The 24720-nt window shown below is 64.4% G+C and carries 24 protein-coding genes and 2 pseudogenes; 9 read left to right on the plus strand and 17 right to left on the minus strand.

The genetic code is table 11. From position 1 onward, the window contains the following. Positions 1-205: 205 nt before the first annotated feature. From KHC23_RS04695 to KHC23_RS04725, 7 genes are all read right to left on the minus strand, one after another. Positions 206-907: a VIT1/CCC1 transporter family protein gene (locus KHC23_RS04695; protein ID WP_213370023.1), complete on the minus strand. Its 702-nt coding sequence runs from the start codon at positions 905-907 to the stop codon at positions 206-208. Further along, complete coding sequence (locus KHC23_RS04700) at positions 904-2808, minus strand: heavy metal translocating P-type ATPase (RefSeq protein ID WP_271188746.1); 1905 nt, start codon at positions 2806-2808, stop codon at positions 904-906. Before KHC23_RS04700 ends, KHC23_RS04695 begins: the two co-directional genes overlap by 4 nt. Before the next feature lie 5 nt (positions 2809-2813). After that, on the minus strand, positions 2814-3788 hold the full coding sequence (locus tag KHC23_RS04705) for an FAD:protein FMN transferase (RefSeq protein WP_213370024.1): 975 nt from the start codon (positions 3786-3788) through the stop codon (positions 2814-2816). Next, a complete protein-coding gene (locus tag KHC23_RS04710) occupies positions 3769-5976 on the minus strand; it encodes a PepSY domain-containing protein (protein ID WP_213370025.1) in 2208 nt (735 codons plus the stop codon). Before KHC23_RS04710 ends, KHC23_RS04705 begins: the two co-directional genes overlap by 20 nt. Positions 5977-5985: 9 nt before the next feature. Continuing rightward, on the minus strand, positions 5986-6456 hold the full coding sequence (locus KHC23_RS04715) for a DUF2271 domain-containing protein (protein ID WP_213370061.1): 471 nt from the start codon (positions 6454-6456) through the stop codon (positions 5986-5988). A 43-nt stretch (positions 6457-6499) separates the two neighbouring features. Continuing rightward, positions 6500-6835, minus strand: a complete 336-nt coding sequence (locus KHC23_RS04720) for a hypothetical protein (RefSeq protein WP_213370026.1) — start codon at positions 6833-6835, stop codon at positions 6500-6502. A gap of 202 nt (positions 6836-7037) precedes the next feature. Next, the gene (locus tag KHC23_RS04725; RefSeq protein WP_213370027.1) at positions 7038-7352 is read right to left on the minus strand and encodes a PepSY domain-containing protein; all 315 of its coding nucleotides are present in this window, start codon (positions 7350-7352) and stop codon (positions 7038-7040) included. A 143-nt stretch (positions 7353-7495) separates the two neighbouring features. On the opposite strand from KHC23_RS04725, the gene KHC23_RS04730 reads away from it, so the two are divergent. From KHC23_RS04730 to KHC23_RS04740, 3 genes are all read left to right on the plus strand, one after another. Next, positions 7496-8155, plus strand: a complete 660-nt coding sequence (locus tag KHC23_RS04730) for a response regulator transcription factor (protein ID WP_213370028.1) — start codon at positions 7496-7498, stop codon at positions 8153-8155. Beyond that, a complete protein-coding gene (locus KHC23_RS04735) occupies positions 8152-9510 on the plus strand; it encodes a sensor histidine kinase (protein ID WP_213370029.1) in 1359 nt (452 codons plus the stop codon). The genes KHC23_RS04730 and KHC23_RS04735 overlap by 4 nt, the downstream gene beginning before the upstream one ends. A 395-nt stretch (positions 9511-9905) precedes the next feature. Then, on the plus strand, positions 9906-10331 hold the full coding sequence (locus KHC23_RS04740) for a hypothetical protein (protein WP_213370030.1): 426 nt from the start codon (positions 9906-9908) through the stop codon (positions 10329-10331). Positions 10332-10606: 275 nt separating this feature from the next. Here the strand turns inward: KHC23_RS04740 and KHC23_RS04745 are convergent, their stop codons facing one another. Genes KHC23_RS04745 through KHC23_RS04770 form a run of 6 tightly spaced genes read right to left on the minus strand, consistent with a single transcriptional unit; the run spans position 10607 to position 15021 of the window. Further along, complete coding sequence (locus tag KHC23_RS04745; RefSeq protein ID WP_213370031.1) at positions 10607-11080, minus strand: DUF411 domain-containing protein; 474 nt, start codon at positions 11078-11080, stop codon at positions 10607-10609. Positions 11081-11133: 53 nt separating this feature from the next. After that, positions 11134-11424 (minus strand): copper-binding protein, encoded by a 291-nt coding sequence (locus KHC23_RS04750; protein WP_213370032.1) that lies wholly within the window; start codon positions 11422-11424, stop codon positions 11134-11136. Positions 11425-11438: 14 nt separating this feature from the next. Continuing rightward, complete coding sequence (locus tag KHC23_RS04755) at positions 11439-11906, minus strand: cupredoxin domain-containing protein (RefSeq protein WP_213370033.1); 468 nt, start codon at positions 11904-11906, stop codon at positions 11439-11441. Between the two features lie 13 nt (positions 11907-11919). After that, on the minus strand, positions 11920-13317 hold the full coding sequence (locus KHC23_RS04760) for a multicopper oxidase family protein (RefSeq protein ID WP_213370034.1): 1398 nt from the start codon (positions 13315-13317) through the stop codon (positions 11920-11922). A gap of 19 nt (positions 13318-13336) precedes the next feature. Continuing rightward, positions 13337-14803 (minus strand): TolC family protein, encoded by a 1467-nt coding sequence (locus KHC23_RS04765; protein ID WP_213370035.1) that lies wholly within the window; start codon positions 14801-14803, stop codon positions 13337-13339. After that, complete coding sequence (locus KHC23_RS04770) at positions 14803-15021, minus strand: hypothetical protein (protein WP_213370036.1); 219 nt, start codon at positions 15019-15021, stop codon at positions 14803-14805. The genes KHC23_RS04765 and KHC23_RS04770 overlap by 1 nt, the downstream gene beginning before the upstream one ends. A 703-nt stretch (positions 15022-15724) precedes the next feature. On the opposite strand from KHC23_RS04770, the pseudogene KHC23_RS24310 reads away from it, so the two are divergent. Together KHC23_RS24310 and KHC23_RS04780 are read left to right on the plus strand one after the other, a co-directional pair. After that, positions 15725-16042: pseudogene (locus KHC23_RS24310) on the plus strand (FixH family protein); the annotation flags it as partial. Positions 16043-16532: 490 nt separating this feature from the next. Beyond that, the gene (locus KHC23_RS04780) at positions 16533-16685 is read left to right on the plus strand and encodes a hypothetical protein (RefSeq protein WP_213370039.1); all 153 of its coding nucleotides are present in this window, start codon (positions 16533-16535) and stop codon (positions 16683-16685) included. A 60-nt stretch (positions 16686-16745) separates the two neighbouring features. On the opposite strand, the gene mbfA is transcribed toward KHC23_RS04780, so the two are convergent. Together mbfA and KHC23_RS04790 are read right to left on the minus strand one after the other, a co-directional pair. Then, the gene (mbfA, locus tag KHC23_RS04785) at positions 16746-17723 is read right to left on the minus strand and encodes an iron exporter MbfA (RefSeq protein ID WP_213370042.1); all 978 of its coding nucleotides are present in this window, start codon (positions 17721-17723) and stop codon (positions 16746-16748) included. A 219-nt stretch (positions 17724-17942) separates the two neighbouring features. After that, a protein-coding gene (locus KHC23_RS04790; RefSeq protein WP_213370044.1) for an IS3 family transposase occupies positions 17943-19054 on the minus strand; the annotation gives its coding sequence in 2 pieces (ribosomal slippage) (positions 17943-18799 and positions 18799-19054; 1113 coding nt in all). On the opposite strand from KHC23_RS04790, the gene KHC23_RS04795 reads away from it, so the two are divergent. Next, the gene (locus tag KHC23_RS04795; protein WP_213370046.1) at positions 19020-21077 is read left to right on the plus strand and encodes a DUF3320 domain-containing protein; all 2058 of its coding nucleotides are present in this window, start codon (positions 19020-19022) and stop codon (positions 21075-21077) included. The genes KHC23_RS04790 and KHC23_RS04795 overlap by 35 nt on opposite strands. 106 nt (positions 21078-21183) lie before the next feature. Continuing rightward, positions 21184-21953, plus strand: a pseudogene (locus KHC23_RS04800) (IS5 family transposase). A gap of 142 nt (positions 21954-22095) precedes the next feature. On the opposite strand, the gene KHC23_RS04805 reads toward KHC23_RS04800, so the two are convergent. Further along, a complete protein-coding gene (locus tag KHC23_RS04805; RefSeq protein WP_309299206.1) occupies positions 22096-22689 on the minus strand; it encodes a cytochrome b in 594 nt (197 codons plus the stop codon). A gap of 203 nt (positions 22690-22892) precedes the next feature. Here KHC23_RS04805 and KHC23_RS04810 point away from each other — a divergent pair, with 203 nt between their 5' ends. Both KHC23_RS04810 and KHC23_RS04815 read left to right on the plus strand, forming a co-directional pair. After that, entirely contained in the window at positions 22893-23279 is a 387-nt protein-coding gene (locus KHC23_RS04810) for a hypothetical protein (RefSeq protein WP_213370050.1), read from the plus strand. Beyond that, on the plus strand, positions 23276-23800 hold the full coding sequence (locus KHC23_RS04815) for an RES family NAD+ phosphorylase (RefSeq protein ID WP_213370052.1): 525 nt from the start codon (positions 23276-23278) through the stop codon (positions 23798-23800). The genes KHC23_RS04810 and KHC23_RS04815 overlap by 4 nt, the downstream gene beginning before the upstream one ends. Before the next feature lie 390 nt (positions 23801-24190). Here KHC23_RS04815 and KHC23_RS04825 read toward each other — a convergent pair whose 3' ends face one another. Next, the gene (locus KHC23_RS04825) at positions 24191-24694 is read right to left on the minus strand and encodes a CHAT domain-containing protein (protein WP_309299207.1); all 504 of its coding nucleotides are present in this window, start codon (positions 24692-24694) and stop codon (positions 24191-24193) included. Positions 24695-24720: the final 26 nt, after the last annotated feature.

Consider the following 24720-nt stretch of genomic DNA (forward strand, 5'->3'; position numbering starts at 1 on the left):
CGACCTTGCACGAGCATCCTGTCGGAACAGAATACCCAGCGCTTGCCCGCCGCATTGAGCGGCCTCAAGGCGGGTCGCTCCCCTTCTTCTGTGCCGACGGAGGCTCATGGCTTACGGCCATGGCGGACTCGCCAGCCTTGAGGCGCCGAAGCCTCGGACCCTCGCCGCGCAGTTGACGGCGGCGGGACTGTGCACGGAATGCCCGCTATCCGGCACTGACCCCGAAGATCGTTCCGACTGTGGCGGTTACGCCCATGGCGAGCGCGCCCCAGAAGGTGACACGCAGAGCCCCGCGCGCCACGCCGGCTCCTCCGGCAGTGGCACCGAGACCGCCCAGGACGGCCAGCGCCACGAGCGTCGAGGCTGCGACCATGACGCTTGTCTTGTCGGCAGGCGACGCGAGCGCGACCAGTACCGGCACGACCGCTCCAGCTGCAAAGGTGAGAGCCGAGACGATGGCCGCCTGTACCGGGCGGGCGGCGATGGTCTCGGAGATGCCGAGTTCGTCACGGGCATGGGCTCCCAGGGCGTCGCGTTCCGTCAGCTGGATCGCGACCCGCTCCGCGAGCGTGCGGTCGAGGCCCCTTTCGACGTAGATTTGCGTCAGCTCCTCCAGTTCCGCCTCGGGCATCGCCGCGAGTTCGCGTCTCTCGCGAGCGAGATCGCTGTTCTCGGCGTCCATCTGGGAGCTCACCGAGACATACTCACCGGCAGCCATCGACATCGCACCCGCCACGAGACCGGCCAGTCCCGCGATCAGGATCTCGGTCGATCCCGATCCGGCCGCGGCGACGCCGACGACGAGGCTCGACGTGGACACGAGCCCATCGTTTGCGCCGAGCACGGCGGCACGGAGCCAGCCGATCCGGTGAACCATGTGGATTTCGGGATGCGAGAGACGGCTCATTTCGGGACCTTTCCTGGAAGACCGGTTTCCATGGCGACGGGAGCCGGCGCAGACGGTGGCGCAGCAGCCGGGGAGATGCGGAGCGCCCGAAGGGCGTTGAGGATGACGGCGACGTCGATCGCTTCCTGAAGCAAGGCGCCCTGGACCGGCGACAGGTAGCCGAGAGCGGCAGCCACCATGCCGAGAACCGACAGCCCTATGCCGGCGACGACGCTTTCCAGCGCGATCCGGCGTGCGCCGTGCGCGATCTCCATCCCGGCTCCCAGCCGATCGATCCGGTCGACCAGGAGAACCACGTCGGCGGCCTCCGCCGAGGCGGCGGCACCGCGCGCGCCCATTGCGACGCCCACGTCGGCAGCCGCGAGCGCAGGCGCGTCATTCACGCCATCCCCAACCATCATCACCGGCCCCCGCTTGTGCTCGGTGAGGACCAGCAGAACCTTCTGATCCGGGGTCAGGCCCGCACGGATGCCGTCGAGGCCCAGGCCCTGCGTCACACGCTCGGCCACTTCGCGGCGGTCCCCCGTGGCCAGCAGGATCCGTTTGACGCCTTGGCCGCGCAGGCTGGACAGCATGTCCCGCGCCCCGTCGCGCAGCGGGTCGGCCATGATCAGATGTCCCGCCAGCTGCCCGTCTATGCCGACCGCCACCAGCACCGCCCCCGCGGCGAGCGCCGGATGCTCCACCGCCGTCCGCTCCACGCGATCCGAGACGAACCCGTGCCCGCCAACGAGGACGACGCGGCCCTCCACGCGTCCGGCCACCCCCTCGCCTGGTACTTCCGTCACCTCCGACGGTACGGGGAGGGACAAGCCCCTTGTTCTGGCGGCGGCGACGATTGCCTGCGCCATCGGGTGCTTGGAAGCCTGCTCGAGGGCCGCGGCAAGGCGAAGAAGTTCGTCCTCGTCCATGCCGAGATGGCTGTCCATCGAGACGATCCGGGGCTGGCCGTCGGTCAGCGTGCCTGTCTTGTCCAGGATCAGTGTCCGGATGTTCGCCATGGTTTCGAGGGCACCCGCGCCCTTGATCAGCACGCCGAAATGGGCCGCGCGCGACAGCCCGGCCACCAAGGCGACGGGAACGGCAAGGATCAGCGGGCAGGGCGTGGCCACGACGAGGACGGCGACGGCGCGGATCGGGTCGCCGGTGAACCACCAGGCGGCGAAGGCGAGCCCGACCGTGACCGCCAGGAAGCCGAGCGACCAGCGGTCCGCCAGCCGCGACATCGGCGCCTTCGACCGCTGGGCTTCCTCCACCAGCCGGACGATGCCCGCATAGGTGCTGTCCTTCGCCGGGCGCGAGGCGATCAGGTCGAAGGCCTCGCCCGCATTGGTTGAGCCGCTCATCGCCTCACCGCCCGCGTCGACGCGGACGGGAAGCGATTCACCCGTCAGCGCGGAGGTGTCGAGGAAGGCCGAGGCGGAAGCCACGGTGCCGTCGGCGGCGACGACGTCGCCCTGCCGGATCAGCAGACGGTCACCAGGCTCGATGTCGTCCAGCGGGACGTCGACCAGGCCATTGTCGCGATACCTCGTCGCCATGCGCGGGACGCGCGACAGCAGATCGCGCATTTCGCGGCGGGCGCGGCCCTCGGCGAAGCTTTCGAGGAAGGTGCCGCCGGAATACATGACGGCGACCACCGCCGCCGCCAGCGTCTCCCCGAAGGCGAGGGCGGAAGACATGGACAGCGCCGCCACGATGTCGAGGCCGACCTCGCCGCGCCACAGGCTGCGCAGGATTTCCACCAGAAGCGCGGCCAGGATAGGAACGACGCCCGCGAACCAGACAGTCTGCGCGAGATCCGGCCTCGCCGCGACATGGAGGATGAGGCCAGTCGCGAGGCCGCCGAACCCCACCAGCAACAGCGCGATCTTCAGCCTGTCCTCATTCGAATGGTCCACCGCGTTCAGCCTCCCCACGCCCGAACTGTCATCCTTGCGTCCCCGAAGAGACGTCCGATCCCACAGGAACGGATGCCACAGGCGCTGCGAAGCAGGAACAGGGCATCGATCCCCAGCCGCCGGGCGAGGTCCCCGCCCTTGCCCGCGCCGAGCACCATGAGCGCGGTCGCCCAGGCGTCGGCCTCGGCGCATGTCGGCGCCAGCACCGTGACCGAGGTGGGCGATTCCACCAGCGGCGCGCCGCGGGCCGGGTCCATGGTGTGGGAGAGGCGCCGGCCCTGCACGTCGATCCAGTGGCGATAGTCGCCGGATGTGGCGACGGCGCAATCCTCGAGCGACAGGAGCGAATGCGGCGCGCGACGCTCCGGGTCCGGCTGCTCCACCGCGACCGTCCAGGCCTCGCCGTCGGGCCTCAGGCCCATGGCGCGCATCTCGCCATCGATGCCCACCAGCCCGTCGCGGATGCCGAGGCTGCCGAGAATCCCGGCGAGGCGGTCCACGCCATATCCCTTGGCGATGCCGTTGAGGTCGAGCGTGATCGGCACGCGCTTGCGGACCCTGGTTCCATCGATCTCGAGCGCGTCATAGGCCGGCACGCGCCGGGCCTCTATTGCGCCGCGGATGCGGTCCGGGCTGGCTTCCGCGGCGCCGAAGCCCCACGCGGCCACCGCGTCACCCATGCCGAGGTCGAACGCGCCGCCGGAAGCGCGACCGATCGCCAGCCCCAGCCGGAGCACATCCAGAAGGCGTGGCGGGACGCTCACCCATTCCCCCGCCGGAGTCCCGTTCAGGCGCATCAGCTCGCTGTCGGGCTTCCATGTCGACATCTGCGCATCGATCTCGTCCATCGCCGCCTGCAGATCCGCCTGAACGGCCCCGGCGTCGAAGCCGGCGGGAGCGTAGAAGAGCGCGGACCAGCGTGTCCCCATCGTCGGGCCGTTGAGTGCGTAGCGCCCGAAGTCAGTAGACGTCTTCGACATAGCGTCCCTCCGCCTTGAGGACCTCGGGCGACAGGCCGAGCGGCTCCAGCATTCGCGTCATCGCCTCGGCCACCCCGGCCGCCATCTGCCGCCCGCCGCAGACCATGACGCGCGCACCTTTCCGGATGGCGCGGACGACTTCGAGCTGGTCGGCGACAAGCGCGTCCTGGACATAGTGCGGCCGGGCTCCGCGGGAGACCGCCGTGGACAGATGGCGGAGCCGGCCCCCGGCCGCCCAGCCTTGCAGCTCCTCGCGATAGAGGAAGTCGCTGTCGGGATGCCGCATGCCGAAGAACAGGTGGATCGGGCGGCGCGATCCGTTGGCGCGGATGAAGCCGGCGAGCGGCCCGATGCCGGTGCCGGCGCCGATCAGGATCAGGGGCGTGCGGTCGCGGGCCGCGTGGAAGCCGGGATTGCGGCGGATGAAGGCGGCGACCGTCCCGCCGGGCTCGAGCGTCGTGAGCGCGCTCGAGCAGATGCCGCCGACATGCCGGCGCACCACGATCTCCACGAAGCCGTCCCGGCGGCCCGAGGCGAGTGAATAGAAGCGAAGTATGGGCGATCCCTCCGGCACGATGCCGAGCAGGTCCCCAGCCTCGAAGCGGGCAAATCCCTGTCCCGTCAGGCGCTGCCACACGGAAAGGCGCGGGAGCGCGAAGCGCAGGATCGCGGTCGGGGCCTGGACGTCGTGGCCATAGTCGCGGCGCGACACGAGCGTGAGCGCGCTTGTCTCGGGCCGGACGGGCTGGTGGTCGAGCTCCAGCGCGGTGCCGAGCGCCTCGCCCAGCGCACGGCCCCAGCGCGCGAATTCCTGCGGCGACTGGCGGTCCACCGTCTCGAAAGGCAGCAGAAGCCGCCAGCCCTTGCTTTCCGCCGCGGCGGCGACCGATCGGGCATAGGCGCAGAAGGCCGGAAAGCTCCGGTCGCCGAAGCCCAACACCGCCAGCGGCGCGTCCGGCACGGCGGACAGCCGGGCGAGGCGGTCGAGGAATCCTTTCGCCGAAGCGGGGGCGCCGCCGTCGCCATAGGTCGCGGCAAGCACAAGGTAGCGCCGCGCGCCGGAAAAGCGGGCGGGGTCGAACCCCGACATCGGCGCAGCATGGACGCGCTGCCCGGCGCGGGTCAGCGCCGCGTGCAACGTCGCGGCAAATCCCCAGCTGCTGCCGCCTTCGCTGCCGACGAGGATGATCGTCTCCGCGCGGCCCGGCGCGGCGTTGCCGCGGATCCTGGGACGACGGGCGCGGCCCGCCAGCCAGATGAAGAGCCCGGTGGCGCCCATCGCTGGGACGGCGAGCGCCGTGAGCCCGAGCAACAGGCCGAGAAGCGAGGCCCCCTGTCCGGTGTGGAGCATGTAGACGGTCTCCGAGACCCGCTCCCAGCCGCTCAGCCCCGACCAGCCGAGCGTCGCCCCCGTGCCCTGGTCGATACAGCCGACCCCGTCGTCGGTCTTGAGGGTGAAGACGTCGGTGGCATCTTCGGGATAGGGGAAGCTCAGCTCGCGCAGGGCCGAGACGGGTGTCGCGGTGAGCAGCGGCATGGATGCCAGCAGGGCGCCGGCCCTCCCGCTCACCGCGGAGGGCAGCTCCGGAGGGGCTCCCTGGTCGGGAAGGAAGCCGAAGGTCGAAGCCGTCATCCAGAGAGCCGTCGCCGACGACAGCAAGAGACCGAGCACGGCGCCGCGCGCAAGCTCGACATGCACGCGCGCCGCCAGAGGCCCGCGCAGCGGCGCCAACCAGCGTCGCCATCCGCCCACGCGCCGCGCGACCAGCAAGAAGCCGGAGACGGCGAGGACAAGCATCGCCACCGCTCCCGCCGCCATGAGGAGGCGGCCGGAATCATCCAGGAACAGCGAGCGGTGCAGATTGGTGAGCCAGCGCTCGAACGGGTTGGGATCGGCCGAGGCGACGCCGGTGCCGGTCGCCGGGTCGATGACTGCGGAACCCGGCGCGCCGCCGTCGAACCAATAGGCGGTGATACGCCCGGAGGGCGAGCGCTTGATTTGCTCGACCCCCGGATAAGCGGACTGGATCCGCGTGGCGAGGTCGGCCACGCTCATGTCCTCATCCGCCTGCGGCGCGGCGAGCCGTTCCGCCGCCGGGAAGACGGACAGCGCCGCGCCGCTGACGGCAAGGAGCGTCACCAGGGCCAGGGCCAGCAGGCCCGGCCAGCGATGGAGGGCGCGGATCATGCTCGCCCCCTACATGCCGTAGCTGAAATTCGCGATGTAGCGACGGCCCTGGACGGGCTGTCCCGCTCCCTTCGCGGTCAGCGGCACGGCGACCTCGTTGGGGCTGTCGCGCATGTCCTCGGCCGCCGCATCGACATGCAGCGTGTAGCCTGCGTCGAAGAGCGCGTCGGCGAGGTCGAGGGTGATCGCCAGCCGGCGGCCCGCCCCGACGCTCGCCCCGGTGATGCCGTTGATCTCGGCGGTGTTGCCGCCGGTCGCGCGGTACCAGTCGGACAGGTGCTCGTAATATTTGGACTTGGTGCCCGCCATCCACAGGCTGCCGGCATAGGCCCCCTTCGGGTCGATGACATAGATGGCGAGGTAGGCGCCGTTGCCGCCATAGTTCTTCAGCGTCGTGGTCAGGGTCACCGGCTGCGCCATGGCGATGCCGGGAAGCGTGAGCGCCGTGGTCAGCGCCAAGGCAGCGAGGATGGCTCTCATCATCGTACTGTTCTCTGGGTCTAGCGTGGATGGGGCGGTGGGCTCAGTTCACCTGCGCCTTGGGCGCCGCGCCGTTGCCGAAGAGGCCGTTGTTCGGGGGAGCGACGCTTCCTGCCGGAACCGGTGCGGAGACGCTGCCGCCGCGGGCATCGTCGTCGTCATCGTCTTCGTCGTCATCGCCTCCGCGCTGGCGTCCACGATCGTGGTCGTCATCGTCATCATCGCTGACCAGCATCGCGCCAACATCTCGGCCGGCATCCAGGACGGCGTCACGCAGGCCTCCGAAGCGACCGGTGTCGTGCATCGCGCTCCATGCGGGAATGCCGATCCCGGCGGTCAGGGCGGTCGACGCGAACAGGATGGCAAAGGTCTTTTTCATGGCAGGGTCTCCTTTTTCTCTGCTGGAGCCGTTCTGGGCACCCCGCCTGATCCCCTCCTGAAGGGAACGGATTTTCTGCTTCAGCTTGCCGTCAGGAATCGAAAGGCCCCGCCGAAACGACGGGGCCGGGTTGGCTCTCGGTTGTAGGATCGCCAGCCTTCAGACGACGTCCGGAGATCCGGGCCGGACGGTGGCAGAGCTATCAATCGCCGCGGCGGCCTTCTACGTCGTGGCGCCGGTGGCCCGTGCCATCCTTGCGTTCGATGTCGAGGACGTCGAGGGTCGATGGATGGACGGTCACCTCGATCCGCTGGCCTTCGGCGTCTGTGCCGTCGATCTCGTAGCAGCCGTCGTCGATTTTGATCCGGCGCACCGTCCAGCCGTTCCGGGCCGCGAGGGCGGAAACGGCCTCCTTCGGCTTCCAGTCCGCCATCGGCACAAAGCATTCGTCGTCGGCGAGCGCCTGCCCTATAGGGAGGACCGCGACACATGCGAGAATTGTCAGAGCGAGCCGCATGGGCCGAGACTCCCTTCCATCTTGATCTGCGACAAGCCTCAAGGATCAAGCTGACGGCATCCTGAAGCTCGCGCGCGATCCGCTTCAGCGCGGCGTCAGGAAGGACCGTCAGGAAAGGCAGGAGCCGTAGAAGGCGAACAACGATGAGAATCCTGCTGATAGAGGACGACGGCGTGCTGGGCGCAGCCGTGCGCGACCAGATCGCCGGCGATGGTCACTCTGTCGACTGGGTCATGCGGATCGACGCAGCCCGCGATGCCATGGCGAGCGCAGCGTATGACCTGATCCTGCTCGACCTGATGCTCCCCGACGGCAGGGGGATCGTGTTCCTTCGCGCCCTGCGGGCCGCGGGGAATGTCACGCCCGTGATCATCCTGACCGCGCTCGACCAGGTGTCGGACCGGATCGAAGGCCTGACCGCCGGGGCGGATGACTACCTGGTCAAGCCGTTCGACCTCGACGAGCTGTCGGCGCGCATCGGCTCGGTCGCCCGCCGCTATTCCGGAAACCCCAACCCGATCATCCGGCATCATGCGCTCGACATAGACATCGCCCGCCGGAGCGTGCGCCGGGACGGCAGGCCCGTGCAGCTTACGGCCCGTGAATGGGCGCTGCTCGAAGCGTTCCTGGCGCGGCCGGGCCAGGTGCTTTCCAGGGCGCAGCTCGAGGAAAAGCTCTACGATTTCGATGCCGAGGTGGAGAGCAACACGATCGAGGTCCATGTCAGCCGGCTGCGCAAGAAGCTCGGCCCCGACCTCATCGAGACCGAACGGGGCCTCGGCTACCGGCTGGCCGCGGCATGAGGCGTCCTCGAAGCCTGCAGGGCCGGCTCCTGCTTTCACTCGGGACGGTGCTGCTCGTGATCTGGGTCGGCGCGGCATGGACGACCGCCGTCCTGCTGCGCCATGAAATCGGGGAGGTCTTCGATTCATCCCTGCAGGAGACGGCGCAACGCTTGCTTCCCCTCGCCGTCATGGACATCGTCGGCCGTGAGGAGGGGGATGCCGCCAGCCAGCGGCTTGGCGCGATCCACGGCCATGACGAGCTCTTCACCTATGTGGTTCGTGACGACAAGGGCAAGGTCCTGCTCCAGTCCCATGCCGCCGACCTGTCCGTCTTCCCGCCTTACAGCGGCTCCGGATTCGGCCGGACCGCGACGCACCGCCTGTATAGCGAGGAAGCCCTGCAGGGAACGGTCCGTATCACCGTGGCGGAGCCGCTCGCCCATGAGGCCGGGGTCGCGCGGGAAGTCCAGATCGGCCTCGGCCTGCCGATCCTCCTGGTCATCCCGGCCGCCTTCGTCGCCGTCATGCTCGCGGTGCGCCGGAGCACGAGGCCGCTGCGGGCGTTCCGGGAACGGCTGGAGACCCGCAGCGAGAAGGATCTGGGGCATGTCGCCTCCGACGACCTGCCCAGCGAGGTCGCCCCGCTCGCTGTCACCCTGAATGCGCTGCTCGAAAGGCTCAGGGCGGCCTTCGAGGCGGAACGCAGCCTCGCCGCCAATACCGCCCATGAACTCAGGAACCCGCTCGCCGGGGCGATCGCCCAGGCCCAGCGCCTCCAGAAGGAGACCGCGGATCCTCATGCCGCCCAGCGGGGAGCCGACATTGAGGCGACGCTCAAGCGGCTGACGGCGCGCGCCGAGCGCCTCATGCAGCTTGCCCGGGCGGAAGGCGGCCAGCTTCGGCTGGATCGGATGTCAGACTTGCGCGCGGCCTTGCGCGTCGTGATCGACGACATGCACAGGGGCATGACGCGGGACAGGGTGTCCCTGCGCGTACCGGAAACGCCGGTAATGTCCGACATCGATCCCGACGTCATCGGAATCATATGCCGCAATCTCGTCGAGAACGCTCTCAGCTATGGCGGGGCGCCGTCGTCCGTCGAGGTGACCCTTGCCCCCGACGGGCTGCTGACCGTGTCGAACGAGGGGCCCGTTGTCCCGCCCGAGATGCTGGCGAAGCTGGCCGGCCGTTTCGAGCGGGCCGGAACCTCGGCCCGCGGCAGCGGGATCGGCTTGTCGATCGTGTCGACGATTGCCGAGCGCATAGGCAGCCCGCTCACGCTTCGCTCGCCGCGGCCCGGCATGCCGTCGGGTTTCGAAGCCGGGATCAGATTCTCGATTGGGAGGGATATCGATACACCCGAATCGTCCTGAACGCGGCTCGAACCCCTCGAGTCTCGGCTTCGCGGCGTTGGAGCATTGTTGGACTAGCCACTGCCATAGTACCCAACCTCCGCAAGGCGCATACGCGACGAAAATGTTGGCCGGCGCCCGGCTTCTGTCGATGCGTTATGGCATGTGGTACTGGACATCCCTAGCCGGTGCGGCCTCGAAGTTCGCCAGCGCAATGGGAAGTCACCTCAGAAAGTACGATCGATGACCGTACTTAGCGCCGCCTATCAATCCAGCGGCGACGCCGATCACGACTATCTCCACCACGGTGCCCAGAGCCGCTCCTGGCAATGCGCGCTCGCCCGGCGCAAAGTACGATCAGCAAAGCGAGTGTTACAACCGCCGGGACGATCCACGCCTCTGGGACCGGCACCAAGATGAATGGCAGGATCGGAATCACCGCGGCCAAGCGGGGCAAGCCGATCGCCGCATTGGCGACCGCTCGAAAGCTAGCGGAGATCATCCGGTACATGCCGACGAAAGGCGAGGACTACATCTGGGTGCGACCGGCGCTGCGCGCCCGCAAGTTCGCAGTATCGAAATTCAAGGCGGGCTTACCGCACGAGCACGCCAGCGTGGTGCGGCCTACGATTAAAATATCACGGAAAAACGGGTTCGCTGAGCGGGCGCGCGTCGCGAAGGCCGAAAATGCGTACGCCGATTTCACTGCACAATGGCGAACCAGGCCTCACGCTAAGTCGCGTTCGGAAAAGAAAATGCCAGAGTGCAGACGAGTTTCCACAGATCGTTTTGATGCGACCCGCCAAAGAGCCTGGTCGGGTCCGCAGGATCTCCAATGGTAGGTGGACTTATCAAACGCCAGAGCCGCACAGGCTCGGCGGACCGACGCCTGCCACTGACTGTACATCCTGCCGACGAGCTTGCGCTTCCGAACAGGCCGCAGATTTTTCGGCGGACAATATCCTTCAGCATTCCCGGTCATGGGATAGGTCGGCAACTGGCTTTCTCATATTCGTGTTCTCGTCCTTAACTTGCTTCAGCCAACGAATTTCAAGCGAGGCTAGTTCTTCCAGCAAAAGCAGAGAACCTACTCCAGCAGGCTATACATACCGAACGTCTATTGCTCTATTTGTAACGAACCTCGAAAGCGCATGAAAACGCTAGTATATGCTACCTTAAAAGCGATAACGTCGTAAAGTTCAGGTGACATTCCTGCCACTTCCATGCCCGGCGATCCTATCGGCATACCGGGTACTGCCAGGCCACGTATCACCGGACGGACGGTGAGGAGGTGGGCTATCGCCGAAGGCGGAATATGACCTTCGAGGAGGTAGCTATCGACCTGCGCGGTGTGGCAGGACCAGAGAGCTGATGGCACGCCCATCCGGTTTTTCAATGCATTGATGCGGGGTTCTTCGATAACCTTTGTTGGGAAGCCGGCCTCGGCGATGTGGTCTGCCCACGCGCCGCAACATCCGCAGGACGGATCCTTGTACACGGTAACCAAGGGGCGATTTTCCGCCCACGCGACGCCTGGAGCGAGGCATGCGGCGCCTGTGAGCAAGGTGAAGCGTCTGCGGTCGATGTTCATTCGAGATCTCCATGTGATGGGATGCGCCGACGGCGCATCCCATATGAGGAACGTCACGTCGCCTTTTCGATCTTCGTCACGGTGATGCGTCCGTTCACCCGATCGGCCTCGAACTTGACCTTGTCGCCGACCTTGACCGCATTCAGCATGCTCGGATCGGCAACGACGAACACCATCGTCATGCCCTCCATGTCGAGGTTCTTGATCGGTCCGTGCTTGAGGGTGATCTTGCCCTGCGCCTCGTTGATCTTGGTAACTTGACCATCCACCGGCACGGCCTGCGCCAGGGCTGCGGTCGAAAAGGCGGTTATCGCCAGTGCGGTAACAAAGCCACGCATCTGCATGCTCCTTCCCTGCCCTACTTCACGATGATGGTGCCGACCATCCCGGATTCCATATGTCCCGGAATGAGGCAGGCGAATTCGAACGTTCCCGCATTGGTGAAACGCCAAACGATGTCGCCATTCTGATTGGCGCTTAGGCGCTTCGAATTCGGGTCGTCGTGCTCCATGTCGGGGTTCTTCCTCATCTGCTCCGCATGCGCGACGATCTCGTCATGCGTTCCCAGGACGAATTCGTGATCGCTCGCACCGTGGTTCTTCATGACGAAGCGGACCTGCTCGCCTTTGCGAACCTCGATCCGGTTCGGCACGAACAGCATCTTGTCGTCCTGTTCCGTCATTGCGACCTGGACGATGCGCGCCGACTTCTTGGCGTCGCCCGGCACGCCGTATGGCTTGTTGTCGTGAGAATGTCCGGCGTCCGCCAAGGCGGACGTCGACAGGGAGAAGGCCGCGATTGCGGCGAGAACGATTTTCGTCTGCATTCAGGTTTCCTTCTCAATGGTTGTCGTGAGGTGAGTTGCCGCCGGGTTTCACAACCTTGAATTCGGCGGTCTTCGTCTTGTCGAACGCAGTTGATGGCGCGCGTTCGGCCTTTTTCGGCTCGCCCTTCCATTCGAAGGCGACCGATCCTTCCGGGTGCTTGAACCAGCCCGGGTCCTTGTAGTCGTTGGCGGCGAGGCCCTCGCGTACCTTCACGACCGAGAACATTCCGCCCATTTCCACTGCGCCGAACTGGGCGAAGCCGGTCATCATCGGCAGTGTATTGTCCGGAAGCGGCATCTCCATTTCGCCCATGTCCGCCATGCCCGCCGAACCCATCGGCATGTAGTCGGGCACGAGCTTGCGGACCTTCTTGGCTACCTCCTTCTTGTCGACCCCGATGAAATTGCGCAGGTCGTGGCCCATCGCGTTCATGGTGTGATGCGACTTGTGGCAGTGGATCGCCCAATCACCCGGGTGATCGGCGACGAAGTCGAAGGCGCGCATCTGTCCGACCGCGCAATCGATGGTGACCTCGGGCCAGGCCGCCGCCTCCGGCACCCAGCCGCCATCCGTGCACGAGACCTTGAAGTCGTAGCCGTGCATGTGGATCGGGTGGTTGGTCATGGTCAGATTGCCGAAGCGGATGCGGACCTTGTCGCCCTTGGCCGCGACGATGTGGTCGATTCCTGGAAAGACGCGGCTGTTCCAGGTCCACAGGTTGAAGTCCGTCATCTCGGCGACCCGCGGCACATAGGCGCCGGGCTCGATGTCGTAGGCGGCCATCAGGAAGACGAAGTCGCGATCAACACGGCGGAACGTCGGGTCCTTCGGATGCACCACGAAGAAGCCCATCATGCCCATGGCCATCTGGACCATCTCGTCGGCATGGGGGTGGTACATGAAGGTCCCGCTCTTCTGTAGCTGGAACTCGTAGACGAAGGTCTTGCCCGGCTTGATGTGTGGCTGGGTGAGGCCCCCGACGCCGTCCATGCCGCACGGCAGAAGCTGCCCGTGCCAGTGGATCGTGGTGTGCTCCGGCAGCTTGTTGGTCACGAAGATCCGGACTTTGTCGCCCTCGACGGCCTCGATGGTCGGTCCGGGTGACTGGCCGTTATAGCCCCACAGATGCGCCACCATGCCGGGGGCCATCTCGCGAACGACCGGCTCGGCGACGAGATGGAACTCCTTCCAGTCGCCGTTCATGCGCCACGGCAGCGTCCAGCCGTTCAGGGTCACAACGGGCTGGTAGTCCGGGCCGCTCGTCGGGATGAGCGGCGGCTGCATGGTCGCGTCCTTCATGATCGGGGCTTCGGGAATTGAAGCGGCCTGGACGCGGCCCGAGACTGCGCTCGCGCCGATCAGCGCCACTGCCCCCGAAGTGCCGAGGAAATTTCGACGGGAGACCGTCATGATGTCCACCTTTCTGGGATCAGTGCCCGCCGCCTTCGGCGGCCGCCGTGACGACAGGTCCCTCGCTGGCGCCAGCGGATGAACCGCCGCCGCCGATGATCGAGGTTTCGAAATCCACGGTAGAGATGAAGAAGTCGCGCTTGGCCGTGATCGCGGCTATGTTGCTATCGATACTCTCCTGCGCCGTCGTCAGGAGTTCGAAGACATCGATGAGCATGCCGTTGTATTCGAGAAGGGCCTGCTCGTTGATGGTCCTGCGCAGCGGCAGAATGCTGTTCTGATACTGGCGAGCGATGTCGTAGCTGGCGCGATAAGTGAGATAGGCCGATCGCGCTTCGGAGCGAACATTGACCGACTTTTCGAGAAGCCGGTTGACTGCCTGCATATAGATCTCTCGTGAGCGGCGGACATTGACCTCTCCGAGATCGAAGATCGGGATCTGCAGCTCAAGCTCGAAGCCTTGCGGCGAAGCGCTCTCTTGAAGTCCATCTGCGGTCACCCGCTCGTAGTTGCCCCGCCAACCACCATCGAGCATCGAGACGAAGCGGGTCGCCTCGGTAAGACCGAGCGTCTTGGCCATGGCGTCGAGCTCCAGCCTCGCGGCGATAAGGTCCACCCGCTTTCTGACCGCTTCGACTTCGACCTGCTGTACGGTCTGAATACGGGGCATGCTCGGAAGCTGCCCGGGCAGCTTGTATGCGAGGTCCGCACCCCACAGGCCGAGCATGCGCGTCAGCGCCTCGCGGTCTGTACTCGCGTTCATACGGGCTTCGGCGAGCTCGGTAGAAACCTCGGCATAGAAGGCTGCAGCCCGCGCCTGGTCGAGCTTCTTCACCGCTCCGGTCTCTCCGAGCTTGCGGGTCAGATCCGCAGCGGCATCGGCCGAGATGCGTGCCTGTTCCAGGAAGGAAACCGTCTGGCGCGAAGCGACTGCCCGATAATAGGCCCGCCGCGCATCCGCGGCCGCACGGAACGTCGCCTCGATCGCCCTCTGCCGCGCCGCTTCGAACTGCGTCTTCGCGATATCACTGCGAGCCGGCAGCGTGATCAGCGCCAGGATGTTTGCGATGACACGCCGCTCGATCTCCAACGACCCGCCCGTCGCCAGGCGCTCGACGCCAATGACCGGGTTCGGGGGAAGGCTAGCCTCGACGAACGCAGCTTCCGAGATTCCGAGAGAATTGTATTCGGCTTGAAGCCCGCGATTGTTGATGAGCGCGAGCTGCACGGCACCATCAGCTGTCAGAGGCTTCGCAAGAAGCGTAGAAACGCGAGCCCGAACGTCAACGGCGTCGGCTGGCGATGCGATCTTGACGGTGTCCTTGCCGATTGCGGCAGAGACCTCCCTGGACACCGGGCTCATGCCACCATCCGGCGTGAACGTCACACAGCCACTGAGCCCGACAGCCACTACGCTGATCGCGGCAAGCCGTTTGCGAGGCGGGGCACGGCGTACAGTCGATCGGGCGACGATAATGAGTGCCATCACTCGCTCCCCTGCGTGGGAGCAACACGCTCATTGCGCTCGATCCACGGTTTCGGATCAACGGGTTGGTAATCGACCGTCCCTGCGGTCACGGGCACATAGCGCTGGGCGGGCACCCAGGAGCCCGCATCGGACGGGCTGAGGCCCGCCTCGATCGCCGGAGGTCCGCTGCACGCGGACAAGATGACGGCGGCAGCCGTCAGCAACGCTGGCTTCATGAAATCCTCGGAATCGGGCTGGACCTGCCGGCGCGGCGTGGCCGCGCGGCGTCGAACAGCGAGCTTCAGCGACTGCGGAGGGCGCAGTAGCGAAGGTGGTCGGCCGAATGCCCGAGGACGGCCCCCAAGACGGATCTAGTCCGTCAACGGTCTGAGGTCGCGATAAGGAGTCGGCCGACGACTAAAGGTCGGCAAATCTCGGTGGGCGGTCGAGGCGCGTGGTAGCTGCCTCCCTTATGCCGACTTCAAGCGGCGGGTGGTCTATCGCCCGTATGAGGGTAATGATCGTTGCAACACACGGGCTCGTCAGCATCGCCGTATGGCAGGCCGTCGCACAGCAGGAGCTTGTCGCTTCACCTTCCTGAGCGTCGGGCTGGCACCCCGTTCCAGCGGATGCGTCACACGTTGCAAGATACCCGCTCGCCGTATTTGCGTGCGTGTCATCAAGGCTGGCGTGATCGCTATGCTGCGCTTGTGCAAACGCGGCTGCGGCATGATGCCCGCCGCTCGGCACCCCGTTCAGCACGGCGCCTGCAATGCTCCAGCCGACGCTTGACACCGCAAAGGTGAGGGCGATCAGCAGGACAAGGATATGGCGCGTGCGTCGCAGCATATAAGCCGAGGAGTAGATGACTCGGCGAGGATGTCAAGCCACAGGGAGGAGATCAAGTCGGTCTTGCACCGCCGTCGCACGTCGCTTTGCATGGCGGCTCTCTCGGCGGCACACGCCAACTTCGCAGACTGTGAGTTCCGGCTAGTTCAGACCAACGTCAAGCATGGCTATGGCGCCATCGTTGCCGTCCGGCTTGTCAAGCGGTCTGGAAAGGCGATGCCGGACGCGGTGATCTTCGCCACCCGCTTCGACATGGCGCCCGAAGGCATGCCGACCATAGCCGCTCCGATCGAGGCGCTACCCTCGACCGAGCCGGGCGTCTACCGCTTCAAGGTCAACCTGATGATGTCGGACGGCTGGCAACTGTCGCTTGGCACCAGAATCCAGGGTGAGACTGACGCCATCGAGAAGACGCCATCGAGAAGACGCCATCGAGAACAAGCTGGTCCTCGATGCGATGCCATGAAACGGATCGCCCTCACGGACCTCACCCTTGCCGCCATTGCGGCGACGGGGTTCGTAGCCTGTTTGATCGATGTTCGGGGGCTTTCCTCGCCCGGCATTCGCGAGTTGTTCGATGCCGTGTGCATTCCAGCGGTAGCAGGATCGGCGGTACGGCGGCTGTGATCTGCTATCGGGACCCTGACGTTACGCCCGCCTATTCGGCGACCCCGCGCGAGACTGGGATGGCCGGAAATTCCGCACCGTTCGCGCCAACGAGGATGTCAGTTCGGCGACAAGCCACAGCGACGGCCGATGCGGCACGGGCACGACGCGTCCCCTATTCCCGCAATCCGATAGGTCGGCCGGATACCTCGCCGACGCTGAAGAAGGACTCAACGGGGATGGACTACATCCCTGTCCACCGCCGCCAATCGGCGGCGGTGGACAGGAGGTCGTGAACCTGCTGCTCGGCTTCACGTTCACGCCGGCGGAAGAACTGTTTGCGAAGCTCGAAGGAAGCCATTCCGCAGGCGCAACTCCGGTGGATCGTGGAGTGGTGCGCCGGAGCGACCTGATGAAATGCATGGCCGACGCGATGGTCTCATGACCGATAGGACGGACGCAACGCATGCTTCGGCGTTCAGCCGCCCTATGAGCCGACAGCGCGTCAACCTCCACCAATGAAAACGCCGACGCCTAGGACCAGTAAGCCCCCGACGACTATCTGAACGGTAGCCCGCAGGATCGGCGTTTCCATAAAATGATGTTGGACCCAGACGATCGCCCAGAGCTCGGCGAACACGACAGCAAACGCGATTGTAGTTGCCGTCCAGAAATCGCTTATGAGGTATGGCAAGGCGTGACCAAGCCCCCCAATTGTCGTCATTATACCAGATGCGAGCCCCCGCTTGATGGGGGATCCCCGACCTGAGAGCACCCCGTCATCATGCGCTGCCTCTGTAAAACCCATTGAGATACCGGCGCCGATTGACGCAGCAAGGCCAACTAGTAGTGTTGTCCAGGGATCGCGTGTTGCGAAGGCCGTTGCGAATATCGGTGCGAGCGTCGAAACCGAGCCGTCCATTAAACCAGCGAGGCCGGGCTGGACAAGAGTTAGAAGCAACTGACGCTTAGCTGTCTTTTCCTCGTGAAGGGTCGCGTCAGGCGAGAGATAATCCTCGGCCAGCGCCTCGGCCGTTCCTTTATGTTGGCGTTCGGCTTCGGCAAGGTCTCCAAGTAGCCTGCGTGTCCGGGAATCGGTTGTTCGCTTGGCCGCTTCCTCGTAGAAACGACAGGCATCATTTTCCATCCTGCCTGCCTCAGCACGTATCCGGTCTAGGCCGAGGTTGGAAACCAGCCAAGTGGGGCGTCGCGAAACGTAATCGGCAACATGTTCACGCCGAATCAGTGGGATGACACCTCCAAAGCGCCGCTCATGCTCGGCGATGAGAGCACTTCGATGCAGGTCCTCCTCTCGCTCCATTCCTGCGAACATGGCAGCAGTTTTCGGATAATCTGTTGCCAGTCGCTGGGCGTATCCAGCATAAATTTGAGCGTCGTCTTCCTCTGCCGATATCGCAAGCGCCAGGATTTCCTGCTCCGAAAGGTCGGAGAAGCGCTTTCTCCCATCAGAAAACCAACCCATGCGACTACCTAATTTGGAATAGTTCTAATCTGTACGCTTTGTACCACTGGTTTCCTCGACAAACAAGGCAATCAACCTACCCGACGGGAGCATGCCGACTGAGCACAAGGCATTCTATCGATGCTCACTTAGAACGATGCTGGCCTCAGCCGTGACCATGCGACGGCGCTCGCTGACGACAAGAGGAGCGCGTTGACGTTGCCCCCTATTTGGCCTCGTTCATAACTGGACTCTGTTCTCGCTCTGGTCCGTTCTGGACCGGGTTGCAAACTCGCCCGGGGTGAGGCCGCCAAGGCTCGTATGCGGCCGGTGGGCGTTGTAGTCCGTTCTCCATTCCTCGATCAGCTGGCGAGCGCTCGATAGATTTCGGAACATGTGCTCGTTCAGGCATTCGTCCCGGAAGCGGCCGTTCAGGCTCTCGACGAAGCCGTTCTGCATGGGCTTGCCGGGTGCGATGTAGTGCCACTCGACCCGGCTGTCTTCCTGCCATTGCAGGATCGCGCGCGAGGTCAGTTCGGTGCCGTTGTCGCTGACCACCATGAGCGGGCGGCCGCGAAGGGCGATGAGTGCATCGAGCTCCCGGACAACACGCTGGCCGGAGAGCGAGGTGTCAACGACGAGCGCCAGGCATTCGCGCGTAAAGTCATCGACGATGACCAGCACGCGGAAGCGCCGGCCATCGACGAGTTGGTCCGCGACAAAGTCGAGGCTCCAGCGCTGGTTCGGTCCCTGTGGCAGGGTCATCGGCGCCCGTGTCCCAAGCGCGCGCTTGCGCCCGCCACGCCGGCGCACCGTCAGCCGCTCCTCCCGATAGAGCCGGAACAGCTTCTTATGGTTCAGCGCAATGCCCTCGCGTCTCAGCAGGATGTGCAGCCGCCGGTAGCCGAACCGCCGCCGCTGGCCCGCAAGAATCTTCAGCCGCTCCCGGATCTCCACATCGTCTGATCGCCGCGAGGCATAGCGATAGGTCTTTGGAGCGAGCCCGATCAGGCCGCAGGCCCGCCGCTGCGAGTAGCTCTTCTCTTCGATCGCCCAGGTCACGAACGCTCTCCGCGATCCGGGCTTCAGAAGTTTTTTCCGAGCGCCTCGCGCAGCGTCGCGACGTCCAGCATCGATTCCGCCAGAAGCTTCTTGAGCTTACGGTTCTCGTCGTCCAACGCCTTCAGGCGACGCGCGTCGGACACCTCCATGCCGCCGTAGCGATTGCGCCAGTTGTAGAAGGTCGCGTCACTGATCCCATGCTTGCGGCAGATATCCACTACCGCAATCCCGGCCTGATGCTCCTTCAGCACGGCAATGATCTGTTCTTCGCTGAACCGGCTCTTCTTCATCTCCGTCTCCTTCCGACGGAGTCCAATTCAAACCGAGGACGCTTCAGGGGGCAACGTCATCTTCGATGAGGCGTCCCAGATTCCGGTATGGGATGCGATCGGCGCCATCGCCCGTGGGCGGCAGGTTGTCATTGTGGGGGACCCCGAACAGTTGCCCCCGACCAGCGTCGGTGATCGCGGCGTCGACGACGTGGACGATGGCATCGACGTCGAAGACCAAGAGAGCATTCTCGACGAATGCCTCGCCGCCAACATTCCCCCACGCCGGCTGGATTGGCACTATCGGAGTCGGCATGAAAGTCTCATCGCCTTCTCCAACAACGAATATTACCGCGGAAGGTTGGTGACATTCCCTTCGCCCGTGACCGACGACCGCGCGGTTCGCTATGTCCACGTCCCGAATGGCGTGTATGAGCGCGGCAGCGGCAGGGTAAACCGCGAGGAGGCACGGGCGGTGGTCGCCGAGATCATCCGCCGCCTGAAGCAGCCGGAGTTCACGGTGCTCCGCTCGTCTCTGGGTGTCGTTACCTTCAATGGCGAGCAGCAGCGCCTGATCGAGAATCTGCTCGATCAGGAACGACGCAGCTATCCGGATCTGGAACCTTTCTTTGATCCCGCGCGCTGGCACGAGCCGGTGTTCATCAAGAATCTGGAAAACGTTCAGGGCGACGAGCGCGATGTCATTCTGTTCTCGGTCGCCGTGGCGCCCGATCACACCGGCCGCTCGGTGGCGACAATCAGTTCGCTCAACAAGGAAGGTGGACATCGGCGCTTGAACGTTGCCATCACCCGGGCCCGGCAGGAGATGGTGGTGTTCGCCACGCTGCGGCCCGATCAGATCGACCTCTCCCGCACCAATGCCCGCGGCGTGCGAGACTTCAAGCACTTCCTGGAGTTTGCGGAGCGTGGCGCACGGGCTCTGGCCGAGGCGTTCGCGGCGACCGGGGGCGGCACCGAGTCGCCCTTCGAGGATGCCATCAAGTCCGCACTGGAAAACCGCGGGTGGATTGTGCACACCCAGATCGGCGTCTCGGCCTTTCGCATCGATCTCGGCATCGTTGATCCCGAGGCGCCCGGACGCTACTTCGCTGGCGTCGAATGCGACGGCGCGACCTATCATCGCTCAGCAACCGCACGCGACCGAGACAGACTGCGCGAACATGTGCTTCGGCAGCTCGGCTGGCGTATCCGGCGTGTGTGGAGCACGGATTGGTGGGCCGATCCCAGCCGCGCCATCGAGCGCCTGCACGACCAGCTGATTGCGGATCTGGAAGCGAGCCGCGTGGAGCGACTGGCGGCAGAGCAGGAAGTGGCGGAGGCTCAGCCGCCTCTTCCGGAAGCCGGCGAGAGCGAACCGCCGGATGATGCCGCGTCGACCAACGGCGAGCCAATTTTCGCGGAAACCGAGTTCGAACTCGAACTACCGGAAATCGTAGCCATCTCGAATGCGCCGACGATGCCCCTTCCAAACCGACAATATGCCGCTGCGGCGCCTCAGCCGGCACCTGCGCTGCACTTCGACGAGTATCGAATAACCGACCTCGCTTCGGCCGGTTTCACGCCCGACGCCGATCGCTTCTACGAGCCGCTCTATCGCTCGCAGCTCCGGCAGATGGTGACCTGCGCTATCGCTGTAGAAGCACCGATTTACGAAGACTTGCTGGTCTCCCGGATCGCTCGCGCGCATGGCTTCTCCCGCGCTGCAAGTCGGATACGTGAACAGGTCGTCGCTTGCGTTTCATCATCGATACCGCGTTCGGTGGAGGACGAGCGCACGCTGCTTTGGCCGCCGAACCTTCGACCGGGCGCGATCATTCCCTTTCGCAGCGCATCTCTCAAAATGCGCGACCATACGGATATACCGCTCGCGGAACTCGCGTCGCTGGCCGCGTCGTTCCAGGGTGACGGCGTCGAAACGGAGGAAGTGATCCGCAGTATGGCGGCATATTTCGGCCTCAGCCGGCTTCGAGAGGCGACACGGCAGCGCTTCGCGGCAGCGGCGCGAATTACAGTGCAAAATTGATTTTGCCGAAAGAAATGGGATTGGTGATCTAGCCTAGGCAGTGGCCCCATAAAATTGCCGGCCGGCTATGAGCGTGATTCAAGCTCTCTCGATTGGGGAGAGAGTGATGCGCCGGCACGAATTGACGGACGAGGAATGGGCGATCATTGGGCCGTTGTTGCCGAACAAGCCGCGCGGGGTCGCGCGGGTGGATGACCGCCGGGTGATCAATGGCATTCTCTGGCGGTTCCGCACCGGGGCGCCGTGGCGGGACGTTCCGGAGCGCTACGGTCCGCGTACAACCCTCTACAACCGTTTCGTTCGCTGGCGGGCGGCCGGGGTCTGGGACAAGCTGCTGGAAGCGGTCTCAGCCGCCTATGACGGCGACATCGTGATGATCGACAGCTCCTGTGTTCGCGTTCACCAGCACGGCGCCGCCATCAAAAAGGGGGCGATGACGATCGTTGCATGGGACGCTCCCGGGGTGGGCTGACCACCAAGATCCACGCTCTGGTCGATGCTGAAGGCCGGCCGATCCACCTCCTGCTCACCGCCGGGCAGGCGGGCGGCGCGCCGGCTGGGCGCGAACTGCTGGCGCGGCTCGCACCGGGCGGCATCCTGCTCGCCGACAAGGCCTATGACACAGACGCCATCCGCGCCGAGACGGCGGAGCGCGGCGGATTTGCCAATGTGCCGCCTCGCTCGATCCGCAAGCGCACCTTCGCCTTCAGTCCGTGGCTCTATCGACAAAGGAACCTCGTCGAGCGCTTCTTCAACAGGATCAAGCAGATGCGGGGCCTCGCAGCCGCTACGACCGGCGCCCAGACAACTTCCTCGCAGCCCTCAAGCTCGCCGCAGTCCGCATCTGGATCAATGCGTTATGAGTCCGCTGCCTAGTAAATGCGCATGCCTCAGGGCTGGTCGTCGATAGCGAGGGCGGCAAGCTTCTGCCTGAGGGTCCCCTCCGGGATAACCGGATGACAACGCTTCGAAGGAAGTGGCGCTCGTCGGATTGTCTTCGGTAGGTTTCGCGCTGCCTCTATGGCGGCCACATGCGGCCGAGCACGCCATCCTTGAAGACGAAGCGATGCGCCAGCGCTGCGCTGGCGTGGATGACGATCAATCCGCCGAGTGTCAGACCGAGGATGTTGTGCATACTCCAGAGCACGTCGGAGAACGCCTCGTTCTTCCCGGTTACCGTCGGCAGGGTGACCGACCAGAACACATTCATCGGCTCGCCATAGGCGTTGGTGCCAATCCATCCGATCACCGGCATGGCGAAGAGAATAGCGTAGAGGACGATGTGGACGCTCTCCGCCAGCAGCCGCTGAGAGGGCGGGATCAACGTGGGCAGAGGTGGCGGCTTGTGCGTCAGGCGATAGGCAAGGCGGACGATGACCAGCCCAAGAACCACGATGCCCAGCGACTGGTGCAGGTTGAAGAGCCAATCCTGGAAAGCGTCCCAGGGTAGGTAGTTCACCGCGATGCCGAGCGGCACCATCGTGATCACGATGGCCGCCATGATCCAGTGCAGGAGGCGCGCCGGACGTCGGTATTGTTGCAAGACTGGCGGCGTCCGCGGCTGCATCTCCGGCCTCTTTCTCCGATCGCGACGACGATAGGCAGGTAGCATGAGCAAGCCCGATTTAAACGAGGCCCGCTCTTACCCTGCACATTCACCATGTCGCACCAAGGATCATCGAGAGACGACCAGCCACCGTTCCTTCGATCGCCCTTTGGGCGGTGACCTTCGGTACCGGGGAAAGGGAATGGGACCGTCACTTGATGTGCCTGGAAATGTGCATATATTGTGCATGGCACAAGCGAGGTTCTGCCGTGGCCCAGGCTCAGCTAACTCACACTGCGATGGTTTCCGGCTTCGTCGACAGCCTTCAGGAGCCCCGGACGCCCTATATCTCGCCAAAGCGCTTATCCAAGGCACTCGGCGTCAACGTTGCCAATCTGGCCGAGCTCACCGGGGTTCATCGCAACACCTTGCGCAACCCCTCTTCCGAGCGGCTGCAGGGACGGATGCGCGAGATGGTAAAGGTGATCTCGGCAGCCACGGAGCTCACCGGCAATATCGACAAGGCCATCTATTGGTACCGCAACGAGCCGATCGCCGATTATGGGCATCGCACGGCGGCTGAGCTCGTGGCCGATGGCCAAGTAGAGGCAGTGCTGGCCTTCATCCGCGATCTCGAGAACGGAGCCCGTGGGTGAGAACCACCCGCCTCGGTCCGGACGAGATATTCCACCGCTATCTGACACCTAAATGGGCGTTCGTACCGACCAGCGGCGCGGGTGCCGCCATCGACGGTGGCCGCTTCAACCGGCCGGGCGTCGAGGCGCTTTATCTCTCCCGCGCGCCGCAGACGGCGCTTGAAGAATACCGGCAAGGCGCCAGCATCACGCCGCCGGCGACGCTTGCCGCCTACACGGTCACGCTCGGCGAGGTCGCGGACCTGTCGCAGGGATTCGATCCGAGCGTTTGGGATGAGGCCTGGAAGGCGTGGGATTGTGCGTGGCGCCGCATTGCCCGCATCGACGGAAAAGTCCCCCCATCCTGGAAGCTCGCTGATCGCGTAATCACCGCGGGGCTTCGCGGCATCCTTTTTCCCTCACTTCGCCATGCCGGCGGCACCAATCTGGTGATCTTTCCCGCCAATCTTTTCACTGACGACACGGTCATGGTCCACGATCCCGATCATCGGCTGCCGCAGGACCAATCGTCGTGGTCGTAGGTTACTCGGCGAGAAGCATTGGCGTTCAGAGAGCACTTGCTCATGTAGGCGCACATTTTCTCTAAATGGGTGGCAGCTTCCCGGTTGCCGGTCATCACCATGCCGATGCCATATCGCCAATATATGCGGTAAGCGCCAGCACATAGAACGGAATCCGATCATGCCCTCCTCCCCCATTTTCCAAGCAGCCAAGGGAACGGTCTTCCGGCATCGGAAGCGCGGATCCACGTACACGGTTGTGGCAAGCGCAACGCTTCAGACCAATTCGCCGATCTCGGATGACGCCAGCGTCGTAATCTATCAGAGCGAGGATGGGAAGCTTTGGGTACGCCCAGTAGACGAGTTCTTCGACGGTAGGTTCGAGGAATTGTCGCCGAAGGACGCCCCCCCCTAGAATAGAATCTTGTATTTTTTGGCTTCGATCGCGCCATATTGCGCATTTACATCAGCGACAGCTAATTTAAAACTCTGCCTGTAGTCTCTTCCATGAGCTAACGAGCGATAGAATGATCGTGTGAAAGTGATTGCAGCATCGTCTGCGATCGTATCGTCGCAGCCAATCACGATTTTGACATACTGCTTGGTAGCTGAGCTAAGATCGGCGCTGTTACACGCATTCAATATGACGCATTCAATATTTCCTACTGCGTCGACGATCCCCGCCAATCCGTCAGCTGAAAGCGGGACCGCTTCGCCGGCCTCGTTCTCGAGAAAAATCGCTCCAGCACCCCCATGGCCGCTGAAATGGACGATCTGAGGCTTAGCATTGAGGAGATGGTCCGTCATTTCGCTGAGTTTGACCGCCCATTCACTTCGGAGCTCGATTTCGACACGACGCTCTTCGACTAGTTTGAGCCTTTGCAGGGTGATCGGCCCCCACCGAGTGGTCCGAATTGATTGTTAGTGCATTGTCGTCTCCG

This window comes from Ancylobacter dichloromethanicus (genome assembly GCF_018390645.1).
In the GTDB taxonomy this organism is placed as follows: domain Bacteria; phylum Pseudomonadota; class Alphaproteobacteria; order Rhizobiales; family Xanthobacteraceae; genus Ancylobacter; species Ancylobacter dichloromethanicus.